Source organism: Bradyrhizobium sp. AUGA SZCCT0283, from assembly GCF_018130385.1.
In the GTDB taxonomy this organism is placed as follows: Bacteria; Pseudomonadota; Alphaproteobacteria; order Rhizobiales; family Xanthobacteraceae; genus Bradyrhizobium.
Window position 1 is genome coordinate 21,167 of sequence record NZ_JAFCLU010000039.1, and the last position, 21,014, is coordinate 42,180.

Annotated in this window: 20 protein-coding genes; 10 read left to right on the forward strand and 10 right to left on the reverse strand. The window is 63.1% G+C overall.

The features are described from left to right. Nucleotides 1-20: 20 nt before the first annotated feature. Together JQ624_RS33155 and JQ624_RS33160 are read left to right on the forward strand one after the other, a co-directional pair. Entirely contained in the window at nucleotides 21-554 is a 534-nt protein-coding gene (locus JQ624_RS33155; RefSeq protein WP_212423103.1) for a hypothetical protein, read from the forward strand. A 473-nt stretch (nucleotides 555-1,027) separates the two neighbouring features. Further along, complete coding sequence (locus JQ624_RS33160) at nucleotides 1,028-1,996, forward strand: SDR family oxidoreductase (protein ID WP_212423104.1); 969 nt, start codon at nucleotides 1,028-1,030, stop codon at nucleotides 1,994-1,996. Nucleotides 1,997-2,085: 89 nt separating this feature from the next. On the opposite strand, the gene JQ624_RS33165 is transcribed toward JQ624_RS33160, so the two are convergent. Both JQ624_RS33165 and JQ624_RS33170 read right to left on the reverse strand, forming a co-directional pair. Next, nucleotides 2,086-2,556, reverse strand: a complete 471-nt coding sequence (locus JQ624_RS33165) for a GcrA family cell cycle regulator (protein ID WP_212423105.1) — start codon at nucleotides 2,554-2,556, stop codon at nucleotides 2,086-2,088. Nucleotides 2,557-2,606: 50 nt separating this feature from the next. Further along, the gene (locus JQ624_RS33170) at nucleotides 2,607-2,807 is read right to left on the reverse strand and encodes a hypothetical protein (protein ID WP_057839093.1); all 201 of its coding nucleotides are present in this window, start codon (nucleotides 2,805-2,807) and stop codon (nucleotides 2,607-2,609) included. Between the two features lie 217 nt (nucleotides 2,808-3,024). Here JQ624_RS33170 and JQ624_RS33175 point away from each other — a divergent pair, with 217 nt between their 5' ends. Further along, nucleotides 3,025-3,444 (forward strand): GrlR family regulatory protein, encoded by a 420-nt coding sequence (locus JQ624_RS33175; RefSeq protein ID WP_312014532.1) that lies wholly within the window; start codon nucleotides 3,025-3,027, stop codon nucleotides 3,442-3,444. 8 nt (nucleotides 3,445-3,452) lie between these two features. Here JQ624_RS33175 and JQ624_RS33180 read toward each other — a convergent pair whose 3' ends face one another. Further along, entirely contained in the window at nucleotides 3,453-4,394 is a 942-nt protein-coding gene (locus tag JQ624_RS33180) for an acetamidase/formamidase family protein (RefSeq protein ID WP_212423106.1), read from the reverse strand. A gap of 67 nt (nucleotides 4,395-4,461) precedes the next feature. Here JQ624_RS33180 and JQ624_RS33185 point away from each other — a divergent pair, with 67 nt between their 5' ends. From JQ624_RS33185 to JQ624_RS33195, 3 genes are all read left to right on the forward strand, one after another. Further along, nucleotides 4,462-5,265: a YdcF family protein gene (locus tag JQ624_RS33185; protein ID WP_212423107.1), complete on the forward strand. Its 804-nt coding sequence runs from the start codon at nucleotides 4,462-4,464 to the stop codon at nucleotides 5,263-5,265. 75 nt (nucleotides 5,266-5,340) lie between these two features. Beyond that, on the forward strand, nucleotides 5,341-6,126 hold the full coding sequence (locus JQ624_RS33190; RefSeq protein ID WP_212423108.1) for a DUF169 domain-containing protein: 786 nt from the start codon (nucleotides 5,341-5,343) through the stop codon (nucleotides 6,124-6,126). 129 nt (nucleotides 6,127-6,255) lie between these two features. Next, on the forward strand, nucleotides 6,256-7,434 hold the full coding sequence (locus tag JQ624_RS33195) for a trans-acting enoyl reductase family protein (RefSeq protein WP_212423109.1): 1,179 nt from the start codon (nucleotides 6,256-6,258) through the stop codon (nucleotides 7,432-7,434). A gap of 101 nt (nucleotides 7,435-7,535) precedes the next feature. On the opposite strand, the gene JQ624_RS33200 is transcribed toward JQ624_RS33195, so the two are convergent. From JQ624_RS33200 to JQ624_RS33215, 4 genes are all read right to left on the reverse strand, one after another. After that, entirely contained in the window at nucleotides 7,536-8,804 is a 1,269-nt protein-coding gene (locus JQ624_RS33200; protein WP_212423110.1) for an O-antigen ligase, read from the reverse strand. Between the two features lie 172 nt (nucleotides 8,805-8,976). Further along, a complete protein-coding gene (locus tag JQ624_RS33205) occupies nucleotides 8,977-10,524 on the reverse strand; it encodes an undecaprenyl-phosphate glucose phosphotransferase (RefSeq protein WP_212423111.1) in 1,548 nt (515 codons plus the stop codon). 115 nt (nucleotides 10,525-10,639) lie between these two features. Beyond that, on the reverse strand, nucleotides 10,640-11,773 hold the full coding sequence (locus JQ624_RS33210) for a glycosyltransferase family 4 protein (protein ID WP_212423112.1): 1,134 nt from the start codon (nucleotides 11,771-11,773) through the stop codon (nucleotides 10,640-10,642). A 2-nt stretch (nucleotides 11,774-11,775) separates the two neighbouring features. Then, nucleotides 11,776-12,426, reverse strand: a complete 651-nt coding sequence (locus tag JQ624_RS33215; RefSeq protein ID WP_212423113.1) for a polysaccharide biosynthesis/export family protein — start codon at nucleotides 12,424-12,426, stop codon at nucleotides 11,776-11,778. Nucleotides 12,427-12,607: 181 nt separating this feature from the next. Between JQ624_RS33215 and JQ624_RS33220 the strand changes: the two genes are divergently transcribed. Continuing rightward, the gene (locus JQ624_RS33220; protein ID WP_212423114.1) at nucleotides 12,608-14,878 is read left to right on the forward strand and encodes an exopolysaccharide transport family protein; all 2,271 of its coding nucleotides are present in this window, start codon (nucleotides 12,608-12,610) and stop codon (nucleotides 14,876-14,878) included. A gap of 104 nt (nucleotides 14,879-14,982) precedes the next feature. Here JQ624_RS33220 and JQ624_RS33225 read toward each other — a convergent pair whose 3' ends face one another. Continuing rightward, nucleotides 14,983-15,963 carry a tripartite tricarboxylate transporter substrate binding protein gene (locus JQ624_RS33225; protein WP_212423115.1) on the reverse strand — a complete coding sequence of 327 codons (981 nt, stop codon included), beginning with the start codon at nucleotides 15,961-15,963 and terminating at the stop codon, nucleotides 14,983-14,985. A 102-nt stretch (nucleotides 15,964-16,065) separates the two neighbouring features. Here JQ624_RS33225 and JQ624_RS33230 point away from each other — a divergent pair, with 102 nt between their 5' ends. Next, nucleotides 16,066-17,028, forward strand: a complete 963-nt coding sequence (locus JQ624_RS33230) for a LysR family transcriptional regulator (RefSeq protein WP_212423116.1) — start codon at nucleotides 16,066-16,068, stop codon at nucleotides 17,026-17,028. A gap of 54 nt (nucleotides 17,029-17,082) precedes the next feature. Here JQ624_RS33230 and JQ624_RS33235 read toward each other — a convergent pair whose 3' ends face one another. Further along, nucleotides 17,083-18,273 carry a GNAT family N-acetyltransferase gene (locus JQ624_RS33235; protein WP_212423117.1) on the reverse strand — a complete coding sequence of 397 codons (1,191 nt, stop codon included), beginning with the start codon at nucleotides 18,271-18,273 and terminating at the stop codon, nucleotides 17,083-17,085. 131 nt (nucleotides 18,274-18,404) lie between these two features. On the opposite strand from JQ624_RS33235, the gene JQ624_RS33240 reads away from it, so the two are divergent. Continuing rightward, a complete protein-coding gene (locus tag JQ624_RS33240) occupies nucleotides 18,405-19,457 on the forward strand; it encodes a polysaccharide deacetylase family protein (protein ID WP_409334403.1) in 1,053 nt (350 codons plus the stop codon). 86 nt (nucleotides 19,458-19,543) lie between these two features. Here the strand turns inward: JQ624_RS33240 and JQ624_RS33245 are convergent, their stop codons facing one another. After that, nucleotides 19,544-19,756, reverse strand: a complete 213-nt coding sequence (locus tag JQ624_RS33245; protein ID WP_212423118.1) for a DUF2842 domain-containing protein — start codon at nucleotides 19,754-19,756, stop codon at nucleotides 19,544-19,546. A 118-nt stretch (nucleotides 19,757-19,874) separates the two neighbouring features. Here JQ624_RS33245 and JQ624_RS33250 point away from each other — a divergent pair, with 118 nt between their 5' ends. Continuing rightward, complete coding sequence (locus JQ624_RS33250) at nucleotides 19,875-20,966, forward strand: COX15/CtaA family protein (protein ID WP_212423119.1); 1,092 nt, start codon at nucleotides 19,875-19,877, stop codon at nucleotides 20,964-20,966. Nucleotides 20,967-21,014 lie beyond the last annotated feature (48 nt).

Here is a 21,014-nt window from a genome sequence, read left to right on the forward strand (position 1 = left end):
CGGTCGGGCCCAGTGTTTCGTTGTTCGCCGACGCCAATCGCCTCGGCCGGCCGGAGGTCGCGCCGGTCGTGCGGAGCTGCATTTTCCGCGTAGTGGACGTCGGTCCGGACGCGACGAAGATGGAGCCAAGTGCTGCATATTTCATCCTGAAGGCCGGCAGCATGCAGGCGAGCGTTGCCGCCCTGGCTGGCAAGCCAGATGATCCGAGATCCGGATTCCGGACGGTTCTTTCGGCTATCAAATGGGGAGAGTTGGCGAGCTGCATTTATGCGCAGGACGATCGCGAACTCTGCGACCCCGATAACCGTGCGGCGATGGTCGAGGCCACCACGAAGTTCTTTGCTTTCGCAAAGCAGGCGGAAGCGTCCAAGTCGCCGATCGCAGGTGGCGACGCAAGCGTCATCGAAAATTTCAGCGATAAATTGTTGAACGCACTCAAGAACCACCGGCGCTATGGCACGCTTGTTGCTGCTGATTTCGGCAGCTTCACCGCGCCCGAGATCATGCGGATCATGCGTGAGGAGAAAGAGACCCGCGATATCTGCAAGCGTTGACGTCCGGGCGATGAAATATTGCGAGCTGCGAGCGCCGGGCCCGTTTTGATCGACAACCGGTTCACGCGGCGTTTCCGATACGGCGCTGCTGACCCGCATCATGAACGAGGTGCCGCGGGTCGTCGGCGTCAAGCAGAGCGCGGGCGATCTGAAACTGTTCGCCAGCTATGCCGGCGTGCACGCGCGACGCGCAGTCGCTGCAGGGCAGCCAACGATATTCTCTCGCGCACCGATGCCGGAAGCTTCGCCCGTGCAGCAGGCCGCCATCCGGAAAAGCGCTGGAAGGATTGGGCGCGCTGGGTAGCTCTCGCGAGGCGGCCGTAAATTCCGCCGCACGAAAACGTCCGCGAGACTTCGAACCCGCCTTTCGCACGGGCGGCTTTACCGGCAGTCGCGAGCTGTTACTGTGCCTGTTGGCACGGGCTCCGTTTCCATGAGGGCTCCAACTCAAAAAAGCCGAGGTAGCGATCTCAATGAAGGATTTTGCCGGAAAGTTTGCCGTGATCACCGGAGGCGGCACGGGCATGGGCCGCGAACTCGCGCGCCAGCTCGTGGCCGAAGGCTGCAATGTCGCGATGTGCGACGTTTCCCCGGAGGCGATGGCCGAGACCAAGCGGCTGTGCGAGGCGGAAAAGTTGCCGCAGGGGCTGCGCGTCACCACGCATGTCGCCGACGTCTCGATCGAGAACCATCTCCAGCGTTTTCGCGATGAGCTGATCGAACAGCAGGCGACCGACAATATCCATCTGTTGTTCAACAATGCCGGCATTGGCGGCGGCGGCAGCCTGTTCACCAACACGCGCGAGCAGTGGGAGCGCACCTTCAACATCTGCTGGGGCGGCGTTTATCTCGGCGTCCGCACCTTCCTGCCGTTGATGATGAAGGCGGACGAGGCCCACATCGTCAACACATCGAGCGTCAATGGCTTCTGGGCGTCCGTGGGATTGGGTGCGTCGCACACCGCCTACAGCGCCGCCAAGTTCGCGGTGAAAGGGTTTACCGAAGCGCTGATGACGGACCTGCGGCTCAACGCGCCGCACATCAAATGCTCTGTCGTGATGCCCGGGCATATCGGCACCTCGATCGTTTCCAATTCGCGCAAGATCCAAAGCGGATCGGAATCCGAAGAACTGAGCCCGAATGAAATCCTGGCCACGCGGCAGCGCCTGAAGGGCATGGGCATCGATACCGCGCCGATGTCGGACGATGACATCCAGAAGATCGCACTCGACCGCGCGCGCACCTTCCGCGACGAGGCGCCGACCACGGCGGCGGCCGCAGCAAAGATCATCCTCGACGGCGTCAAGGCCGAGCGCTGGCGCATTCTCGTCGGCGACGACGCCCACAAGCTCGACGAGCGGGTGCGGCAGACCCCGGAAAAGGCCTACACGCCGGAGTTCTACAAGAGCTTTACGGAAGAGGTCGGCTGGCGGCTCGGATAGAGTCTCGCGGTTCTGATTTTTGAATCAGAACCGCGGCTCCTCTTTGTTGACGCGTTTTCTCGCGAGGCCTTGCCGAAAGCGCGATTGCCTTATCCGCGCACAACGCGCTGGCGCGAGCCCGGACGATAGGCGAGGCGGTGGTGGCCTGGGCAATAGGGCATGCCTTCCACCGGCGTGTTGCCGCAAAAGCAAAAATCCTCGGCGCCGGGCGTGCTGATCGGCCAACGGCACCGTTTGTTGCTGAGTTCGAATAGCGAGCAGCGGCGTTCGCTTGCGATCGGCTCCTCCTGGAGTGGCTGTGCGTTTTCGTAGACGGCCTGCAGGATTTGATACTGCAGCCGGGGAACGGATTTCCTGGTGCGCTCTCGGGCGGCCTTGGTCGGACGCGGTTCGGCACGGGCCGGGCCGCGCGTCAACTGGAGGCGGGCAAGTTTGCCGATCACTGCGTTGCGACTGACGCCGATGCTGGCTGCGATCTCGCGGCAGGTGAGGCCGGCTTCAAAATGACTCTTCAGCAATTCGATGCGATCGGTAGTCCAGGTCGGTACATTCGTAAGCATGTTTCTCGGTTCCACATTCTGTGTGAACCGCCGCGTTCCGAAAATTCCCGTCAGGACGCCTTTCCGTTGTCGCGGATCGCAAGCAGCCCGTCCTTGATGGCGAGCCGAATGCCTTCCTCGATCAAAGTCCTTGCGACGCCGGGAACGCTGGTGCCGTGGGTGCCCTGTCTCACCAGTCTTTCGAGATAGTTGATGGTCGAGAGCGCCAACGTAACGGGAACGCGGTCGGTTTCGGCTTTTTCTGTAGCCATGGAGAACGCTAACTTTTAAACGATGTACTGAAAAGTTACTATTTAGACTCTATTTAGTTTTGCACACATGAGTCAAACGACTTGTGGATAGCTTCCTATCCATTTGAAAAAGCGGTTAAAAATCCAAGGGTGGGTCTGTGGATTGGCTGCGCACGTCGTGCGCGGAGCTCCCGGCGGTGCTCGGCCGCATTCACTGCCGCGGCGAAACGATCCAGCCGTGCGTCAATTTCTTGATTGCCTCGCGCTGCAGGGAATGCCGATGATGTCCGGGGACGGCGGCAAGGGCGCAATGACGGTAACGAACGGTCTCTACACCATTCAGATCGAGATGACGGACGGCGGACACGGCCGCGCCAACGGCGTGATCGTGCTGCACGACGGCAAGATCGCCGGCGGCGACTCATATTTCTATTACACGGGCTCCTATCGCGCCGATCGCGGCAAATGGCGCGGCGAATTGATCACCAACGAGCACACGAAGTCGGTCGGCAGCCGGCCGCTGTTCGGCGGGCGCGAAGTCGCCTGCGGCTTTACCGGCGCCTATTCCGCCGACGCGGCGGAAGTGAATGGAACGGCGCTGGTCGGAAAGACCAGCGTGGTGTTTCACGCCAGGCTGCAGTTGCGTTCGGAGTTCTGAACGCGGCGTCAGCCGTGCACGACCGTCTTCGCGATCATGCAGTGAATGCCCTTGGAGCCGTTGACGGTCTGCGTGACGCGCAAATCGGCGGCGAGGCTGCACAGCGTGTAGGCGTCCTCGCGCGAGAGATTGCGCTTCTCGCCGAGCAGCACGATCATGTCGCGCAGCGCGCGCACCACGCATTGATCGAGATCGGGATCCATCGCCATCGTCATGTAATGATCAGCCGTTTCCGCGCGGGGATAATCAAGCCGCAGATCCTTGCGCAGCGTCAGCCGAAAGCGGCCCTGCAGCGCGGTCTCGATCGCGGTGACGCAGACTTCGCCATCGCCCTGCACGCCGTGGCCGTCGCCGCAGGAGAACAGCGCCCCCGGCACGAATACCGGCAGATACAATTTAGCGCCGGCGCCCAGTTCCTTGTTGTCGAGGTTGCCGCCCATCGCGCGCGGGATCAGCGAGGTGATGCGGCCCCAGGCGGGTGGAGGCGCCACGCCCATCACGCCGAAGAACGGCTTAAGCGGCAGGTCGAGCCCCCACGGCATCCGGCCCACCATGCGTTCACGATCGAGCGGAATGTTCAGGATCCGCGTCTCGTGGAAATCGTCGGGCAGGGTGCCCGCCAGCGGACGGATCAGATTGTAACCCCAGTCCTGCCGGAGCTGGACGTCGAGGATGGCGACCTCGAGCACGTCGCCGGGCTCGGCGCCGGCAACCGCAACCGGGCCGGTGAGAATGTGGCCCGGCACCATGCGCTCGCTGCGGGCGTGAATGTCGGCAAGCTCGGGAGGGACGTGAAACTTGCTGCGGTCCGGCACCACGTCCGGGCCGCCGGTCACGGTGTCGATGGTGACTTCGTCGCCGCTGGCGATGGTCAAGACGGGCTTCAATTTGGCTTCGAAGAAGCCCCAGTGGCAGGTTTCGGGGCTGGAATGCAGGTGATGATGGGGCATGAGGAGGGCTTTTGGTTGCTGCAATGGCATCGTATGACGCTGTACCAGACATTGTCAGAGGCTTCCCTTGTTTTTTGTCCTGTCCAAAACGCTCGGCTACCTGCTGTTGCCGACGAATTTCCTGATCGCTATCGGTTTCGTCGGCGCCATTCTGATGGTGACGCGCTTTGCATCGCTCGGCCGCAAGCTCGTGATGGCGGCCGTGCTGCTTCTCGTGATCTGCGGGCTGTCGCCACTCGGAAAAGCTTTGCTCTATCCCCTGGAGCAGCGCTTTCCGTCATGGGACGCCGCTCACGGCGCGCCTGATGGCATCATCGTGCTGGGGGCGTCGATCGAAGCCGATCTCTCCCTGGCGCATGGGACGCCGGTGGTTCGAGGCGCGCCGGACCGGATCATCGCGGCCGCCGCGCTGGCGAGGCGATATCCGAACGCGCGCGTAGTTTTTTCCGGCGGCAGCGCGAACCTCGTCTCGAACGATGCCAGGGAAGCCGATTTCGCGGGCACTATCTTCGAAAGCCTCGGCGTCGACAAATCGCGGCTGATCATGGAACGGCGATCGCGCAACACGCAGGAGAACGCCGAATTCTCCAAGGCGCTGGTTAAGCCGAAGGACGGCGAACGATGGTTGCTGGTGACCTCGGCCTTTCATATGCCGCGATCGGTCGGCTTGTTTCGAAAAGCGGGGTTTGCGGTCGAGCCCTATCCCGTCGATTGGCGGGTCGGCGGAGGCGACGACCTGATGACGCTTTCAAACGTCGCCATCGAAGGGCTGGCGCGGACCGACCTCGCGGTGCGCGAATGGATGGGCCTCATTGCATACCGGCTCACCGGCAAGATCGATGAATTGTTGCCGGGGCCGGCGCCGAAGTAAGAGGTCGCACCCCCCATCCAGCCGGGCTACAATCACGCAAGGCGCTTGTTCAGCGCGCCGATTGGGAGTTTTGCCATGCAACAGCAAACGCCGCCGGAAGCGCTCGATTTGGCCGGCATGGTCGCCGACCTGAACAGCCTGCTTCGGCTGAAGACGACCGTGATCGGCATCAAGATGTTTGCCCGCGTCGAGGAGATGACCGCGATCCCGAAGATCCGGCGTCCCTCGGCGGTGCATACCACCGACCAGATCGTCAGTATGGCCTCGCGGCTCGGCTGGACCGTGGGCATCACGGGCGACGATCTCGTCGGCGCGCAGTGCCGCGCAGTGATTGGACTGGCGCCGCAGGACGAAAAGTTTCTCGCCGGCGAAAACTATGTTGGCGTCTGGCATGGCACGGCCGAGGACGCGCGCAAGCGCCAGGAAGCGCTCGACGTCGTGCCCTACGGCCAGTATCAGGCGATGGCGGTGAGCCCGCTCACCAGCGGCCGGCTCAATCCGCCGGATATTTGTCTGGTCTACGCCACGCCCGGCCAGATGATCATTCTCATCAACGGCCTGCAATATACCGGCTACAAGAAATTCGAATGGGGCGTGGTCGGCGAGACCGCGTGCGCGGATTCCTGGGGCAGGGCGCTCAAGACCGGAGAGCCGTCGCTCTCGTTGCCGTGCTTTGCCGAGCGGCGCTATGGCGGCGTGCCCGACGAAGAGATGCTGATGGCGCTCAAGCCTGAGCATCTTGCCAAGGCCATCGTCGGCATGAAGCAATTGGCGAAGAACGGCCTGCGCTATCCGATTGCGCCCTATGGCATCCAGGCCGACGTGCGCGCCGGCATGGGCGTGTCATACGCGAAGAAATAGCCACGTCATTGCGAGGAGCGATAGCGACGAAGCAATCCGTACTGCTGCAGCGGGGCCATTTTATGGATTGCTTCGCTTGGCTCGCAATGACAAGAACGCCCGAGAATTCATCTTAAGGAACTCCGCAACATGTCTTCGTCGAAATTCGACATCGTCGTCTACGGCGCCACCGGCTTCACCGGGCAGCTCGTCGCCGAATATCTCGCCGCGCACTACAAGGGCGACGCCAGTCTGAAATGGGCGATGGCCGGTCGCAGCAAGGACAAGCTTGCCGCGGTCCGGGATGCAATTGGTGCGCCCGCCGATACGCCGCTGATCGTGGCCGACGCGGCTGATCCGGCGTCGCTGAAGGCGATGGTTGAGCAGGCCAAGTCGGTCATCTCGACCGTCGGCCCGTATCAGTTTTACGGCAACGAACTGCTTGCCGCCTGCGTGGCTTCGGGTACCGATTATTTCGATCTTTGCGGCGAGCCGCTGTGGATGCGGGAGATGATCGACAAGCATGAAACAGCGGCGAAGGCGAGCGGCGCGCGCATCGTGTTTTCATGCGGGTTCGACTCGGTGCCGTTCGAACTCGGCGCCTTCTTTGTGCAGGAGGAAGCCAAGCGGGTGTTCGGCGCGCCGGCTTTGCGCGTCAAGGGCCGCGTGCGCGACATGCGCGGCACCCTGTCCGGCGGCACCGCCGCGAGCGCCAAGGCGACCTTCGACGCAGTTGCCAAGGATCTCAGCCTCGTCGCGACCCTCAAGGATCCGTTCGCGCTGACGCCCGGGTTCAAGGGGCCGAAACAGCCGCCGGGCAGCAAGCCGGCCTACGAGGAAGACCTGCAGTCCTGGGCGGCGCCGTTCATGATGGCGCTCATCAACACGCGCAACATCCATCGCTCGAACATGCTGATGGGCTTTCCGTACGGGAAGGAGTTCGTCTACGACGAAATGGTGCTGACGGGTGCTGGCGAGAAGGGCGAGGCCAACGCCAAGCTCGTGATGGCCGCTAACACCGAAAAGACTGGCCCCGGTGCACCCAAGCCGGGCGAAGGGCCGTCGAAGCAAGAGCGCGAGAACGGCCTCTATGATCTGCTCTACGTCGCCATCGCACCCGATGGCCGTCAGGTCCGCGCATCCGTGAAGGGCGACCGCGATCCCGGCTACGGGTCGACGTCAAAGATGATCTCGGAATGCGCCATCTGCCTGCTGCGCGATACGCCTGATGTGCCGGCGGGAATCTGGACGCCGGGGGCGGCGATGCAGCACAAGCTGATCAAGCGCCTGGTCGATCACGCCGGATTGACGTTCACGGTGGAGAAGTAGTCGCAGAATCGTAGGATGGGCAAAGCCGACGGGTCGCGCGAACGCGCGCCCGATGACAGGCTCCGCGCGCCGACCGTTCAGATGACGATCGTGGGTGGATGCTACGAAGCTTTCGCAGGCACCGTAAGGGCGGGATTGGCGTCCGCCTTCCAGCGTTCGGCGGCAACGAACATGCCCCACATCACGCCCAGCATCATCCAGAAGTGCCGCCAATGGTCGGTATCGATGATGAAGCTCTCGCCGACAGTGCCGAGGAAAGCGGCGAAGACCGCCAGAAAGGCAGGCTGCCAGGGCACGCGGACGAACACATAGCGGAAGCTCATCAGCACGGTGATGAAGACCAGCGCGGGATAGCAGACACCGGAGAGCCAGCCACCCGACATGAACGCGTTCAGGTAGGAATTGTGGGTGTCTTCGGGAAAGTAGCGGTTGAACTGCAGCGGCCCGATGCCGAACGGCAGCCCAAGCGCCATTTCGGCGCCGAGAATATGCCGGCCGAAACGGCCGAAGCGGCCTGAGTCATAGCTCTGGTCGAAGCTGGCGCGCTGCTTGAACAGCTGCGCGATCGAATCGAACGACAGCAGCACCGCGATCAGCGCCGCCGCCAGCACGACGGTAACGAGTGCCATCACGATGATGCGCGAACGCTGCGACTGCGATCGGCTCGTCAGCACCATCAGCACCAGCATCAACGCGGAGGTCAATACCAGCACGCCCCACGCGGCGCGTGAAAATGCCAGCAGGATTGCCAGCGATATGATGCCGAAGGCGATCGCGCTGCGGAACGCCTTGCCGAACCTGTCCGAAACGACGCTTTGCAGGGCGAGCAGCGCCGGCAGGATCAGGAACGCGCCGTACACATTGGGGTCCTTGAAGGTGCCGCGGGCGCGGTCGTACAGCGTCAGCAGGTCACGCCCGCCGGGGACGAGATTGAAATAGCCAGCGATGCCGGCGAGCGCCGCAATCACGGCGCCGACAATGAGGCCGCGGCGGAGCATGTCGAGCCGCGCCGCGGTGTCCTCGGAGATCACCATCGCGAAGAAGATGACCGTGACCGCCATGTACCAGGACGTCGCGATCCAGTTCGGAACATTGGGGCGGTCCATCACCGCGACCGCGGCGATGCTGTAGCCGAGGTTAAGCAGGAACAGCAGCAGCAGCAGCGGCATGAACACCAACCGCATCCGCAACCCCGTTGCGAAGAAGATCAGCGAGGCGGCCAGCGTCGCCAGCTCATAGGGCGAGGGTTCGATGAAGACGATGGCGCCGGATGCACCGACCAGCCAGACCAGCGCGCGTTGCAGGGCAAGCACGCCGGGCGCGGCCGTCATCGATGGTAGGGAGCCCCCGGCTGTCGCCGCATACGCCATTACACACTCACGCAACTCAACAGAACAATTGGATCGTCATTGCGAGTCAACGGGTCGGCGCAAAGCGCCGCCCGATGACAGGCTCCGCAAAGCAATCCATGGTGCCACTTGGGGATAGATGGATTGCTTCGTCGCTATCGCTCCTCGCAATGACGTTCGATATTCCTCCACCTCAATACGCGTTCTCGTTCTTGGTCATCAGCGCCAGCGGTGTCTTGAGCAGAATGTAGAGGTCGAACAGCACCGACCAGTTCTCGATGTAATAGAGATCGAACTCGACGCGCTTCTGGATTTTCTCGTCGGTGTCGACCTCGCCGCGCCAGCCGTTGATCTGCGCCCAGCCGGTGATGCCAGGCTTGACGCGGTGGCGTGCGAAATAGCCGTCGACGGCCTCGTCGAACAGCCGGCTCTGCAGCTTGCCTTGCACGGCGTGGGGACGGGGACCGACCAGCGAGAGGTTGCTCTTGAACACGACGTTGAAGAGCTGCGGCAGTTCGTCGAGGCTGGTCTTGCGGATGAAGCGTCCGACGCGGGTGACGCGCGGATCGTTTTTGGTCACGACCTTGGAGGCGGTCGGATCGGCCTGATGATGGTACATCGAGCGGAACTTGAAGACGTCGATGCGCTCGTTGTTGAAGCCGAACCGCTTCTGGCGGAACAGCGCCGGCCCGGGGCTGTCGAGCTTGACCGCAAGCGCGACCAGTCCCATCACCGGCAGCGCCAGCACCAGGATCACGAAGCCGACGACGTGATCGAACAGCCACTTCATCACCAGGTCCCAGTCGGTGATCGGCGCCTCGAACACGTCCAGCGTCGGCACCTCGCCGAGATAGGAATAGGAGCGGGGACGGAAGCGCAGCTTGTTGGTATGGGCCGACAGGCGGATATCGACCGGCAACACCCACAGTTTCTTCAGCATCTCGAGAATGCGCGTCTCGGCCGAGATCGGCAGCGCGAACAGCACGAGGTCGATGCGGGTGCGGCGCGCCAGTTCGACGATGTCGTCGACCTTGCCGAGCTTGGGGCTGCCGGCGCAGGTATCCATCGCGCGGTCGTCGTTGCGGTCGTCGAACACGCCGAGCACCTTGATGTCGGAATCATCCTGGGTCTTGAGCGCCTGGACCAGCTGCTCGCCGTTCTCGTCCGCGCCCACGATGATGGTGCGGCGATCGAGCCGGCCCTGACGGGCCCAGCTGCGTACCAGTGAGCGCAGGAACACCCGCCCGGTCACCAGCGCCGCAATGCCGCTGAGGAAAAATGCCGTGAGCCAGAGCCGCGAAATTTCGCTGCCGAGCTTGACGATGAAGGATGCGCCGATGAACAGCAGGAACACGAACGCCCAGGATGAAATCATCCGGGTCATCTGGCGGAGGTGGCCGCGGAATAGCTGCACCTGGTAGATATCGGCGGCCTGGAAGCAGATCACGGCCGTTGCGGCCACGCCGAAGATCGCCGCAAGAAATTCCCAGGAAAAGCCCCTGAGGGGGACGACATATGCGAAATAGAGCGCGATGCCGATCGCGCCCAGCATCGCGAAGTCGATGACGCGAACCACGCCCGCGATCACGATCGGCGAGTAGGCGCGGCCGACTTTCTGGTTGCTGACGGCGAGGGCGGCCGGGGTAAGTCTGCGGCGCCGTTCGACCGGGCGATCGACGGTGGCAGTCTTCGCGGCCGTTGCCGCGGAGTCGAACATCGAGCGTGCGTTAATCGGTTCCACTGGTCCACGTCCGTTCTGGAGCATGCACATAAGAACGTGCCTGCCGGTGCGGAATTCCCCACACAAACGGCTTACGGGACAAATCGGAAGAAACGGTTACGTTGGTAAAGAACGGTTAACGATTGGCAAACGCATCGCGGTAGCCGGCAAAGACGCCCTCGACCATCGCCTTCTGCGAAAAATGCTGGAAGATTCGTTCGCGCAGCGATTTGGCCCGCTCGCGCGCTGCGGCCGGATCCTTGAGCGCAGCTTCGATCGCATCGGCCATGGCGGCTACGTTGCTGGGAGCGAACAAGGCGTCGCCGTGCGGGCCGAAAATCTCGGGGATACCGCCGATATTGGCGGCAACCATCGGAATGCCTGCGGCGGCTGCCTCGATCACGACATAGGGCATTGAATCCCCGCGGGAGGGAACCACCAGAAGCGAGCCCTTGGAGAAGCCGTAGCGCGCCTTGACATGGCCGATGAACCGCACGGCCTCGCCAAGGCCGAGCTGTTCCGCCTGGGCTTTGAGGCTTGCGCTTTCCTCGCCGTCGCCGGCGAGCGTGAGCGTCACCGGACGGCCGCCGGCGCGCAGCTTCGCCACCGCGTCGATCAGGAGGTCGGCGCCCTTGATGTGCCGGAACTCGCCGACATAGGTCAGGTCGGTGGCGTCTTCGGCCTTCACGACCGCGTCGAATTCAGTGGCGGTAACGCCGTTGAATACGCATCGCACCAGTCCCTTCGGCGTGCCGATGGTGCGCTGATAGGTGTTGCGCGCAAACGCGCTTTCGAACAGGAACAGGTCGGTATCGTTCATCAGCGCGCGTTCGACGCGGGCATAGATGTTGCCCTTCAGCGTCGACAGCGGATAGTGCAGCGAGCCGCCATGCGGCGTGTAGACCCGGATCCTGTCGCGGGAGGCGGTCTTGAGACGCATGTAGGCGCCGGCCTTGGCGCCGTGCCCATGCAGCACGTCCGGCTTCAGTTGACGGATCATGCGCTGGAATCGGGCCCACACCAAAAAATCGCTCGGCAGCGGCTCACGGCGAATGGCCGTGCGGTGGACGCCGAGCTTGAGCTTGGGAGCGATTTCCGCCAGCGCCTGCTCGGCGCGTTCGCCGCCGGTGAGGCTGTCGGCGATGATGCCGACGTGATGGCCGCGGTCGGCCTGGCCGTTGGCGAGATCGAGGATGTGGCGGAAAATGCCGCCGACAGGCGCGCGCGTGGCGTGCAGGATGCGAAGCGGCTGGCCGTCAACGAGAGGCATGATCAGAACCAGCGCTCGCCGACGAGCACGGTGTCGCCGGGGCTGAGGGGGGTGCCTGGTGGCACGACGAAACGCGCCGGTCCTGATGCGTCGGTGTGGGTCAGCGTGACGCGGTCGCGCCGTGCGCGTGGCGAGAAGCCGCCTGCAATGGCTACGGCACTTTCAACGGTCATGTTGGGTACATAGGGATATTGGCCCGGTGCGGCTACTTCGCCGAGGATGAAGAACGGCCGGTAGGATTCGATTTCCACGGCCACGGAGGGTTCGCGGATGAAACCGCGGCGCAGCCTGGCCGATATCTCGGTCGCAAGCCCCGCCGTGGTGCGGTCGCGCGCCGGAACCGCGCCGATCAGCGGCATCGTGATCGCGCCGCCGGCGTCGATCGCATAGGTGTTGGTGAGGCCTTCCTGGCCGTAGACCACGACGCGCAGCCGGTCGCCGGCATCGAGATGATAGGCCGCGTCGTGACGGACCGGCGCCGGCTCGGCATAGGCGGCCGCCATCGGGGCCGGGCCGGCGGGGGAGGGCGTGCCGTACGCCACGGAATCGGCACTGCCTTCGGATGTAACCGCGACCGGCGCAGTCCGGCCCATGCAGCCCGCAAGCGCCAGCGCAGCAACCAGACATGGAATCGGGGCGAGCACGCCTCGCATCACGGGAATCCTGGAAAAGTATCCCGCGATTAAGGGCTTTCATGGTTAACAAAAAATGACCGAGTACATGCAGGACGCCGTCTCGGGGCGCAAACCGGTCAAATTAACCCAGCGGCAACCATAATGGAGTGTACTCGGCCGGGTTCGGGTGGACCAGCAGTTGCGTCCGCGGGAGTGTGCGATGCGTTTGGCGTTCTGGCGTGCAGGCAAGGATAAGCCGGTGGTGCAACGGGCGATGGTTAGGCCTGCGCCTTCGGCCCCGAAGCCCGTCGCCGCATCCGAATCCGGCGATCTCGATCTGCAGGCGCTCGGTCATGCGCTGATGCGCAAGCGGAGCTGGATCATCGTCCCGACGGTGCTGGCGCTGGTAGCGTCGCTGGCCGCGGTCAACATGATCACGCCCCGCTACAAGTCTGAAGCGCGCATCCTGATCGATGGGCGCGAGAGCGTGTTCCTGCGGCCGAGCGGCGAGCGCAACGAGGAGCGCAATCCGCTCGACGCCGAAGCCGTCACGAGCCAGGTGCAACTGTTGCAATCGCGTGATCTCGCTCGCGAAATCATCAAGAAGAACAAGCTCGCCGAGCGCCCCGAATTCGATCCGGTGCTGCAGGGATCTTCGCCGCTGAAATCATTGCTGGCCCTGGTCGGCATCGGACGCGACCCGTTCTCGCTGACGCCGGAAGAGCGCGTGCTGGAAGCCTATTACGAGCGCTTCACCGCCTATGCGGTCGACAAATCCCGCGTCATCGTCGTCGAATTCCAGTCGCGCGATCCCGAACTTGCCGCGCGCGTCGCGAACTCGATCGCGGAAGGTTATCTGGTGCTGCAGCAGGATGCGCGCCAGCAACAGGCAAGGTCTGCGAGCCAGTGGCTGTCCGGTGAAATCGAGCACCTGCGCAAGAAAGTGGCCGAGGCCGAATCCCGCGTCGAGGAATTCCGATCCAAGTCGAGCCTGTTCGTCGGTACCAACAACACCACGCTGTCGAACCAGCAGATGGGCGAAATCAACACGCAGTTGAACAACGCCCGCGCACTGAAGTCGGATGCCGAATCCAAGGCGCGGCTGATCAAGGAAATGCTGCAGAGCGGCAAGCCGATCGAAGCTTCCGAGGTGCTCAATTCCGAAACGATCCGACGCATGTCCGAGCAGCGGGTGACGTTACGCGCCCAGCTCGCCGAGCAGTCCTCGACGCTGCTCGGTGGTCATCCCCGCATCAAGGAACTCAAGGCGCAGCTTGCCGATATCGATCGGCAGTTGCGCGAGGAGGCGAGCAAGATCTCCCGCTCGCTCGAGAATGACGCGCGCCTCGCGGTCGGCCGGGTCGATGGCCTGGTGGCGAGCCTCGACCAGTTGAAGAAGCAGGCTTCCTCCAACAACGGCCAGGACGTGCAGCTCCGCGCACTCGAGCGCGAAGCCAAGGCCCAGCGTGATCTGCTGGAATCCTATCTCGCCAAATACCGCGAGGCGAACACCCGCGAAAACATCGAGGCGGCGCCGGCTGACGGCCGAATCATCTCGCGCGCCTCCGTTTCCAATACCCCGGCCTATCCGAAGAAGCTGCCAATCGTGCTGATCGCGACGCTGGCGACCTTGCTGCTCACTTCAGGTGCCATCGCGACCGGCGAACTCTTGCGCGTGACCGCGCCGCGGAGACCCGGTGCGGCTTCGCCGGAAGTTGTGCGCGAAATTGCGCCCGAAATCGTCCTGGCTGCTCCGCCGGAGCCGGTGCGTGCGCCGGCGATCGCGCCCGAGCTTCCCGCTGCCCCAACCGTCGAAGCAGACGACTTCCCCGAGCCGGTGCTGATTGAGCCCACGATAGATGCCCCCCGGATGGATTCCGTGGTGGAATCCGGTGAAATCGAGCAGGTGGCGGATACGCTGGTTGGCGCTGGCACCGCGGCGCGCAAGGTGACCGTACTCGGTACAGCATCGAGCGAGAGCATCACGCTGACCGCGCTGACGCTGGCGCGGCTGATGGCGCAGCAGGCAAAAGTCGTGGTCGTCGATCTCGTGGCATCCTCACAGACGATTCCCGCAGTGTCGGTCGATCCGGCGGCGCCCGGGCTTGCCGAACTCATGCAGGGCGAGGCGTCGTTCGCGCAAATCATCACCAGGGACCGGCTGTCGCGCGTTCATCTCGTCGGCGCCGGACGCCCCGGCTTCGATCGCGCGCAGCTTCAGTCGCCGCGGCTGACGCTTGCGATCGACGCGCTGCTGCGGGTCTACGACCATGTGCTGCTGGATGCCGGCTCGGCCTCCGATCTGCCGGCCGAATTGCTGACCTCACAGGCGCGGGCCGTCGTGGTGCCCGAAGCGTCGATGGCGCAGGACGCGCGCGCGCTGATGTGCGACCAGCTCAGGGCGGCCGGCTTCTTTGAGGTGACGATGCTGAGCAAGCCGTGCGAGGCTTCGGATGCCGTTGAACCGGGCCCGCGTGTGGTGGCGGCGTGAACGCGCGGACATCTGTCTGCGGCGCGACTCCAAGCATGTAGGTCCGAACGCACCAGGTTCGAAAAAAGGGCCGAAGTGCTTGCTTCGTGGGGAGCCAAGAGACCTTAGTCAGTCGGGGTGAAACCTGTTGCTCGCACGATCGCTTTCCACCGTTCGGATTCGGATGCGATCAGCTGCGCAAAGCTGTCCATGGAGATCGCGTCGATCTCGACTGATAATTTTGCCATGCCGGATTTTACCTCGTCGGTGCGCAGGGCCTCCTGGATAGCACTATTGAGCCTTTTGACGATGTCCGCCGGTGTCTTCGCCGGAACGAAATACCCAAACCATGAGAGATCCTCGAGCGTGGGATAACCCGTTTCCGCGATCGTCGGCACATCGGGAAGAAATGAGCTACGGCGGGGACCGGTGGTCGCCAGCGCACGAAGCTCCCCGGATCTGACGAGGCCCAAGGAACTGCCGAGCGGCATAATTGCCGATGCAATCTCGCCTTTGAGGACGTCCTGAATTGCGGCTGCGCCTTGATAGGGCACGTGAAGAAATTCGAAGCGCGCCGCGCGGCCCAGCATCGCGCCGATGAAATGCAACGTGCTTCCAACACCCGCCGTGCCGTAGGTAGCATCCTTTGGGTTGGCGCGGCACCACGTGATGAAGTCGGCGAGGGTTGTTATCTGGCCAGGCACCTTCCGACCCACCGTCAGCAAGGTCGGAAATGAGGCCGCCGTCGACACCGGAGTAAAATCCTGCGGCTCGTACCTGAGCGTTTTGTAGACGTGCGGAAAGAGCATCATGAAGCCAAGGGGTGCGAACAGAATGACCGATCCGTCGGCGGCAGATCCTTTCACGGCCTCCGCCGCGACACGGCCGCTCGCACCCGGTCGGGTCTCGACGACGATAGAATCCGCGTAGTCTTTCATCTGACCGGCAATGAGCCTTGCCACGGCGTCAGGCAGGCCGGGCGTGAAGCCCGTCAGGACGTGCGCGGCTTTCAAGCGCGATTGTGCGATGCCTCGCGGCACGACACCAGTAGCAGAGAACGCGACACTGGCCGCTGACGCAGTCAACAAATCACGACGTGTCATCATGAAATGTCTCCGTGGTCGTTCCGCAGGAGAATGCTGGAGGCAGAGATGTCCGTCCAATGCTACTATGTGAGGGTTCCATAACTGTTTTGATAAGGATCGGACATGCCATACATCAACCGGGCCCGACGCCGTATCAAACTGCGCGATCTGCATATCCTGCTTGTCGTCGCACAGCGGGGCAGCATGGCGAAGGCCGCGACTGAGCTGGCGATCTCTCAGCCGGCGGTGTCCAGAGCGATAGCTGACTTGGAACATGAGCTCGGGCTTCGACTTCTCGATCGCAGCCGCAATGGCATAGAGCCAACGCCCTACGGCCGCGCGCTCGTCAGGCGCGGCACGGCAATTTTCGACGAGTTGACGCAGGGCCTGCAAGAACTCGAATTTCTTGCCGATCCGACTACGGGACAGCTGCGCATCGGCAGTTCCGAGAGCGTTGCGGCTGGCCTGCTGCCGGCTGTGATCGATCGATTCGCACGACGGCATCCGGGCATTCGATTGAGCGTTGTGCAAACTGTGCTCAGCACCACGCATTACAGCGAACTTCGCGAACGGAGCATTGATCTGTTGCTGGGATGGATTCCGACACCGTTCGGCGAGGAAGATCTGGTGGTGGAGCCTATGTTAAGTGATCCGCGGGTCGTGGTTGTGGGACGGCAAAGCAAATGGGCACGGTCGTCGAAGCTAACCCTGGCCGATCTTGCCGATGAGGCCTGGATCTTGCCTCCTCCGGATACTTTTGTAGGTTCCGCAACCGCTGATCTGTTTCGCGAAAGCGGATTGAGCATACCTCGCGCGTCTCTCACGACGCTATCGATTCACCTCTGCTGCAGGCTGGCTGCGACCGGAAACTTTGTAACCTTCCTTCCAAGCTCGATTGTGCAGTTCAGTGGTCGCGATTTAGGACTGAAGATGCTTCCGGTCAAACTCCCACGAACGTCGGTTGTGTCGGTGGCTATCGTAACGTTGAAGAACCGCACGCTGAGCCCGGCTGCCGAGATATTCATCGAATGTGTTCGTGAAGTCTCGAGGTCCATGGCGGGCAAGCCGCGCGCTCACAAGTCGTGAACTGCTGTCGGCCGCAATTGGACGACCCTGTCACCTGGAAATCGATTGCATGCCTTAGCTGAACGCGCTGCGCAGCTTTTGCGCCATCTCGAACAGCGCCGGATTGTGCTTCACCAGCCGCTTGGTGCGGTTGAGGCCCGACATCACGCTGGCGGCGAGCTTGCCGCGCTGGCTGAGCGGAATGAAGCTGTCGAAGATCGGCTCGTCGTCTTTGCAGAACAGCCGCTTGTAATCGTCCGATCCGATCCCGAGGTCGAGGGCGCGATAACCCTGCGCAGCATAATGATCGATGATGTCGCGCATCAGGATCAGGCCGGGGCTGTATTTCGAGTTCGCCGACATCGTGTAGGTATTGAACATCATCGAGAAGCGATGGCCGTCGGCGACGCCGGCGAAGATCGCGATCACTTCCTCGTCGCATTCGAGCGCATGAATGTCGATGGCGTGCTTGCCCGCGGCGAGCGGGGCGGTGCAGGCGCCGCGGATGAATTCCTCGATGCCGGGATCGGCGAATACGTTGGGCAGCTTCTGCTCGGCCATACGCAGCGGCTTGATGCGGAAAAACCAGTCGAGTAGCCGCGCGATGTCGGCCTGTGACGACGCCACGTGGCTGCGATAGCCGGGCAGCGACTGCAGCTTGCGTTCCTTGCCCTTGAGGCGGCGCCGGAACGAATTGCTGACCAGCGCCGCGGGCGCGGCGCCGGGCTCCATCACCAGTACCGGGCAATCATTGGCGGAGGGCTGATGCGGCAGCAAGGCAAGCGGATTGGGGAGATCGCGCCAGCGAAGCGGTTGCTGATGCAGTGCGAGCACGTCGGCTTCGGATCGCTGCGCTATCGCCGATATCAGGCCTTCGAGATCGGCCTGCGTTGCGCTTGCGGCGAAATCGCGGTCGAACAGCGCCATGTTGAAGGTGGAATGTTTGCCGCCCATGAAACTGGCGCAACGGGCGCCGTAGGCGTGCCTGAGCGCGAACGGGAGCAGCACCAGCGGACGGCGTTCGGCGTCATAGGCGATCACGACAAAGGGAACGAGGCCTTCGCGCTCGCCGACCTGGCGCTGCCAGGGGCTGAGGAAATCGAATCGCTGATACGGCGTGAAGAAGGTTTGCGCGCCTTCCAGGTCGCGCCAGATGCCTTCCGCGGCGGTGAGGTCGTGAACGATGTCGATGCCGGCGATGCGGCTTGCCTTCGACCACGCATTTGAATCCGCCGTCCGGTCTTCAATCGCGGCAGCCATGGTCATCGCAGAGCCCGTGCTATATGAAATTGTTCACAATTTTCAGCTTTGGCCGACCTTCGCAGGGAAATGTCAACAAAGGGTAATACAATCCGGCCGCGGCGGGGGCAGCGCGACCGTAGGTTAGGGGCGGAACGTTGACGTCGGATCTCGGAATTTTGCGGCGGGCCTGGATGGAGCTCGGCTATTTCAGCGGCTATTTCAGGCTGAAGCAGCGGGAGACCGGGGGCGCAGGCGTCATTCTGCGGTTCGAGCGCGTGCGTCCGCGCGATTCCCGCCCGTTTCAACCCAACCGGTGGCGTGAAATCACGCCGCAATTTCTCGACCGGACGATTCGTGCGCTGAAGCGCTGGAACTTCGATCTGGTGACGATGGACGAGGTGTGCCGGCGGGCGGTCACGCTGCCAAAGGCCAATCGGTTTGCCTGCCTGACCTTCGACGGCGGCTGCAAGGATGTCATCACGCAGGCCTATCCCGTGCTGTCGAAACACGGCGTGCCCTTCACCGTCTACCTGCCGACCGCGTTTCCGGACGGGATCGGCGAAGCCTGGTGGCTCGCGCTGGAAGACATGATCGCGCGCGAGGACCGCATCAGCCTGATGATCGACCGCAAGGAGCGCCGTTTCGCGACCGGCAGCATGCCGGAGAAATATGGCACTTTCGAATTTCTGACGAGCTGGATGCGGACATTGCCGCCGCCGGATCTTTCGTTCGCGATCCACGATCTCTGCAAGCGCTACTCCGTCGATCTAGCGGCGCTGTCGCGCAGCTCGTCGATGGATTGGGAGGATCTGGCGAAGCTCGCGGCCGATCCGCTGGCGACGATCGGCAGCGCCACGGTGAACTATCCCGCGCTGTCGAACCTGAAGGAGGCCGACGCACAACGCGAAATGACCATGGGCAAGGCGGTCGTGGAGACGGCCCTGCATCGCGCCGTCAGGCATTTCGCCTATCCATTCGGCGATCGGCAATCCTGGCGCCGCGAGCATGTCGTCATGGGGCAGGAGGCAGGCTTCGCCAGCGCGGTATCGACGATCCCGGGCGTCGTCGAGGCCAAAGGCTATACCAATCTGCACGCGCTGCCGCGGATCGCCTGGGACGGACGGCAGCGGTCGCTGCGCATGATGCGGGTGATGCTGTCGGGGATGATGTTTCCGCGGGTCAGACCGACCCGGGACAATTGGGTTTAGAGCGTTTTCAAGCGAAAGCCTGCCCCGGACTTGATCCGGGGTGGATACCGGTTCGCGTGAAGAAAACGCGTCAAGACAAGAATCTTCTAAGCGGCGCGGTCCGGCCGTGACATCCAGCTGACGATCGGCATTGCCGGCAGCACCCATCCGAGCCCCGCCACGACATAGAAGATCGCCTGCAGCAGGCCGGAATTGGCCAGCCATGGCGTCTGGGCGATGGTCATCCCCAAGAGCGACCACACCACGACCAGCACCAGAAGTGCGATGGTTCCGAAGAATTTGCGGGTGCGTATCGTCATGGCGGTTATGTGAGGCTCGTGGCGGGTTGCGCGCGGGAAGGGGCGGACTATAAGGGGCGCGCCAGTTCAATCAAGCGCGCCTTCGAGGCGAGCCAGGACGGATTTCAAGACGGATTTTATGACCGGTAGTTCCGCACAGCAGGCCCCGTCTCTCGGCGCCGTCAGATGGTGGCTGATCGTGGTCGCCGTGCTGATCGCGGTCATGGTGCTGGTCGGCGGCGCCACGCGGCTGACGGAATCCGGATTGTCGATCGTGGAGTGGAAGCCGGTGACCGGCACGCTGCCGCCGCTCAACGAGGCGCAATGGGCGCAGGCGTTCGAAGGCTACAAGGCCATCCCGCAGTACCGCGAACTCAACGCCGGCATGAGCCTTTCGGAGTTCAAGACCATCTTCTGGTGGGAATGGAGCCACCGCCTGCTCGGGCGTGTGATCGGCGCGGTCTATCTTTTGCCGTTCCTGTACTTCCTGTGGCGTGGCGCGTTGGGCGCTGAGCTGAAGCGGCGGCTATGGCTGATCTTCGCGCTCGGCGCGCTGCAGGGCGCGGTCGGCTGGTGGATGGTCGCCTCGGGCCTCGCACAGCGGACCGAGGTGTCGCAGTATCGGCTGGCGACGCATCTGATGTTGGCGCTGATCATTTTTGCCTCGATCGTCTGGACGCTGCGGCGGATGAGCGCGCGCCCGCAGCCGGTTGTCCCCGGGCGGCTGAAGGTTTCCGGGGTGGCTTTGCTCGCCCTGACTTTCGTCCAGCTTTATTTCGGCGCGCTGGTCGCGGGGTTGCGGGCGGGCAGGGCGTACAACACCTGGCCCGAGATCGACGGCGCCCTCATTCCGTCGGCGGCGCGGCTGTGGTTCGAAGAGCCATGGTGGCGCAATCTGTTCGACAACACGCTCACCGTGCAGTTCGAGCACCGCATGACCGCCTATGCGCTGCTGATCCTGGCGGTGCTTCACGCCATCGACGCCGTGCGGTCACGGGCCGGCGCGGCCGTAACCGGCGGCGCGTGGTCGCTGGTGGCAGCGATCATTCTACAGGCTGCGCTAGGCATCCTCACGCTGCTGCATCAGGTGCCGATCGACCTGGCGCTGGCGCATCAGGCCGTCGCGATCGTGGTGCTGACGCTTGCGGTCCTGCAGACCGAACGCCTGGTTGCCCGCCGCGTCGGGCACGACCGGCCGAGACTGGTTCTGCCGCTCGGTCAAGCCGGCTGAAATTGAGCAATTCTAATCTGCCGGGATTTCAGGAAGTGCCCGATTTGC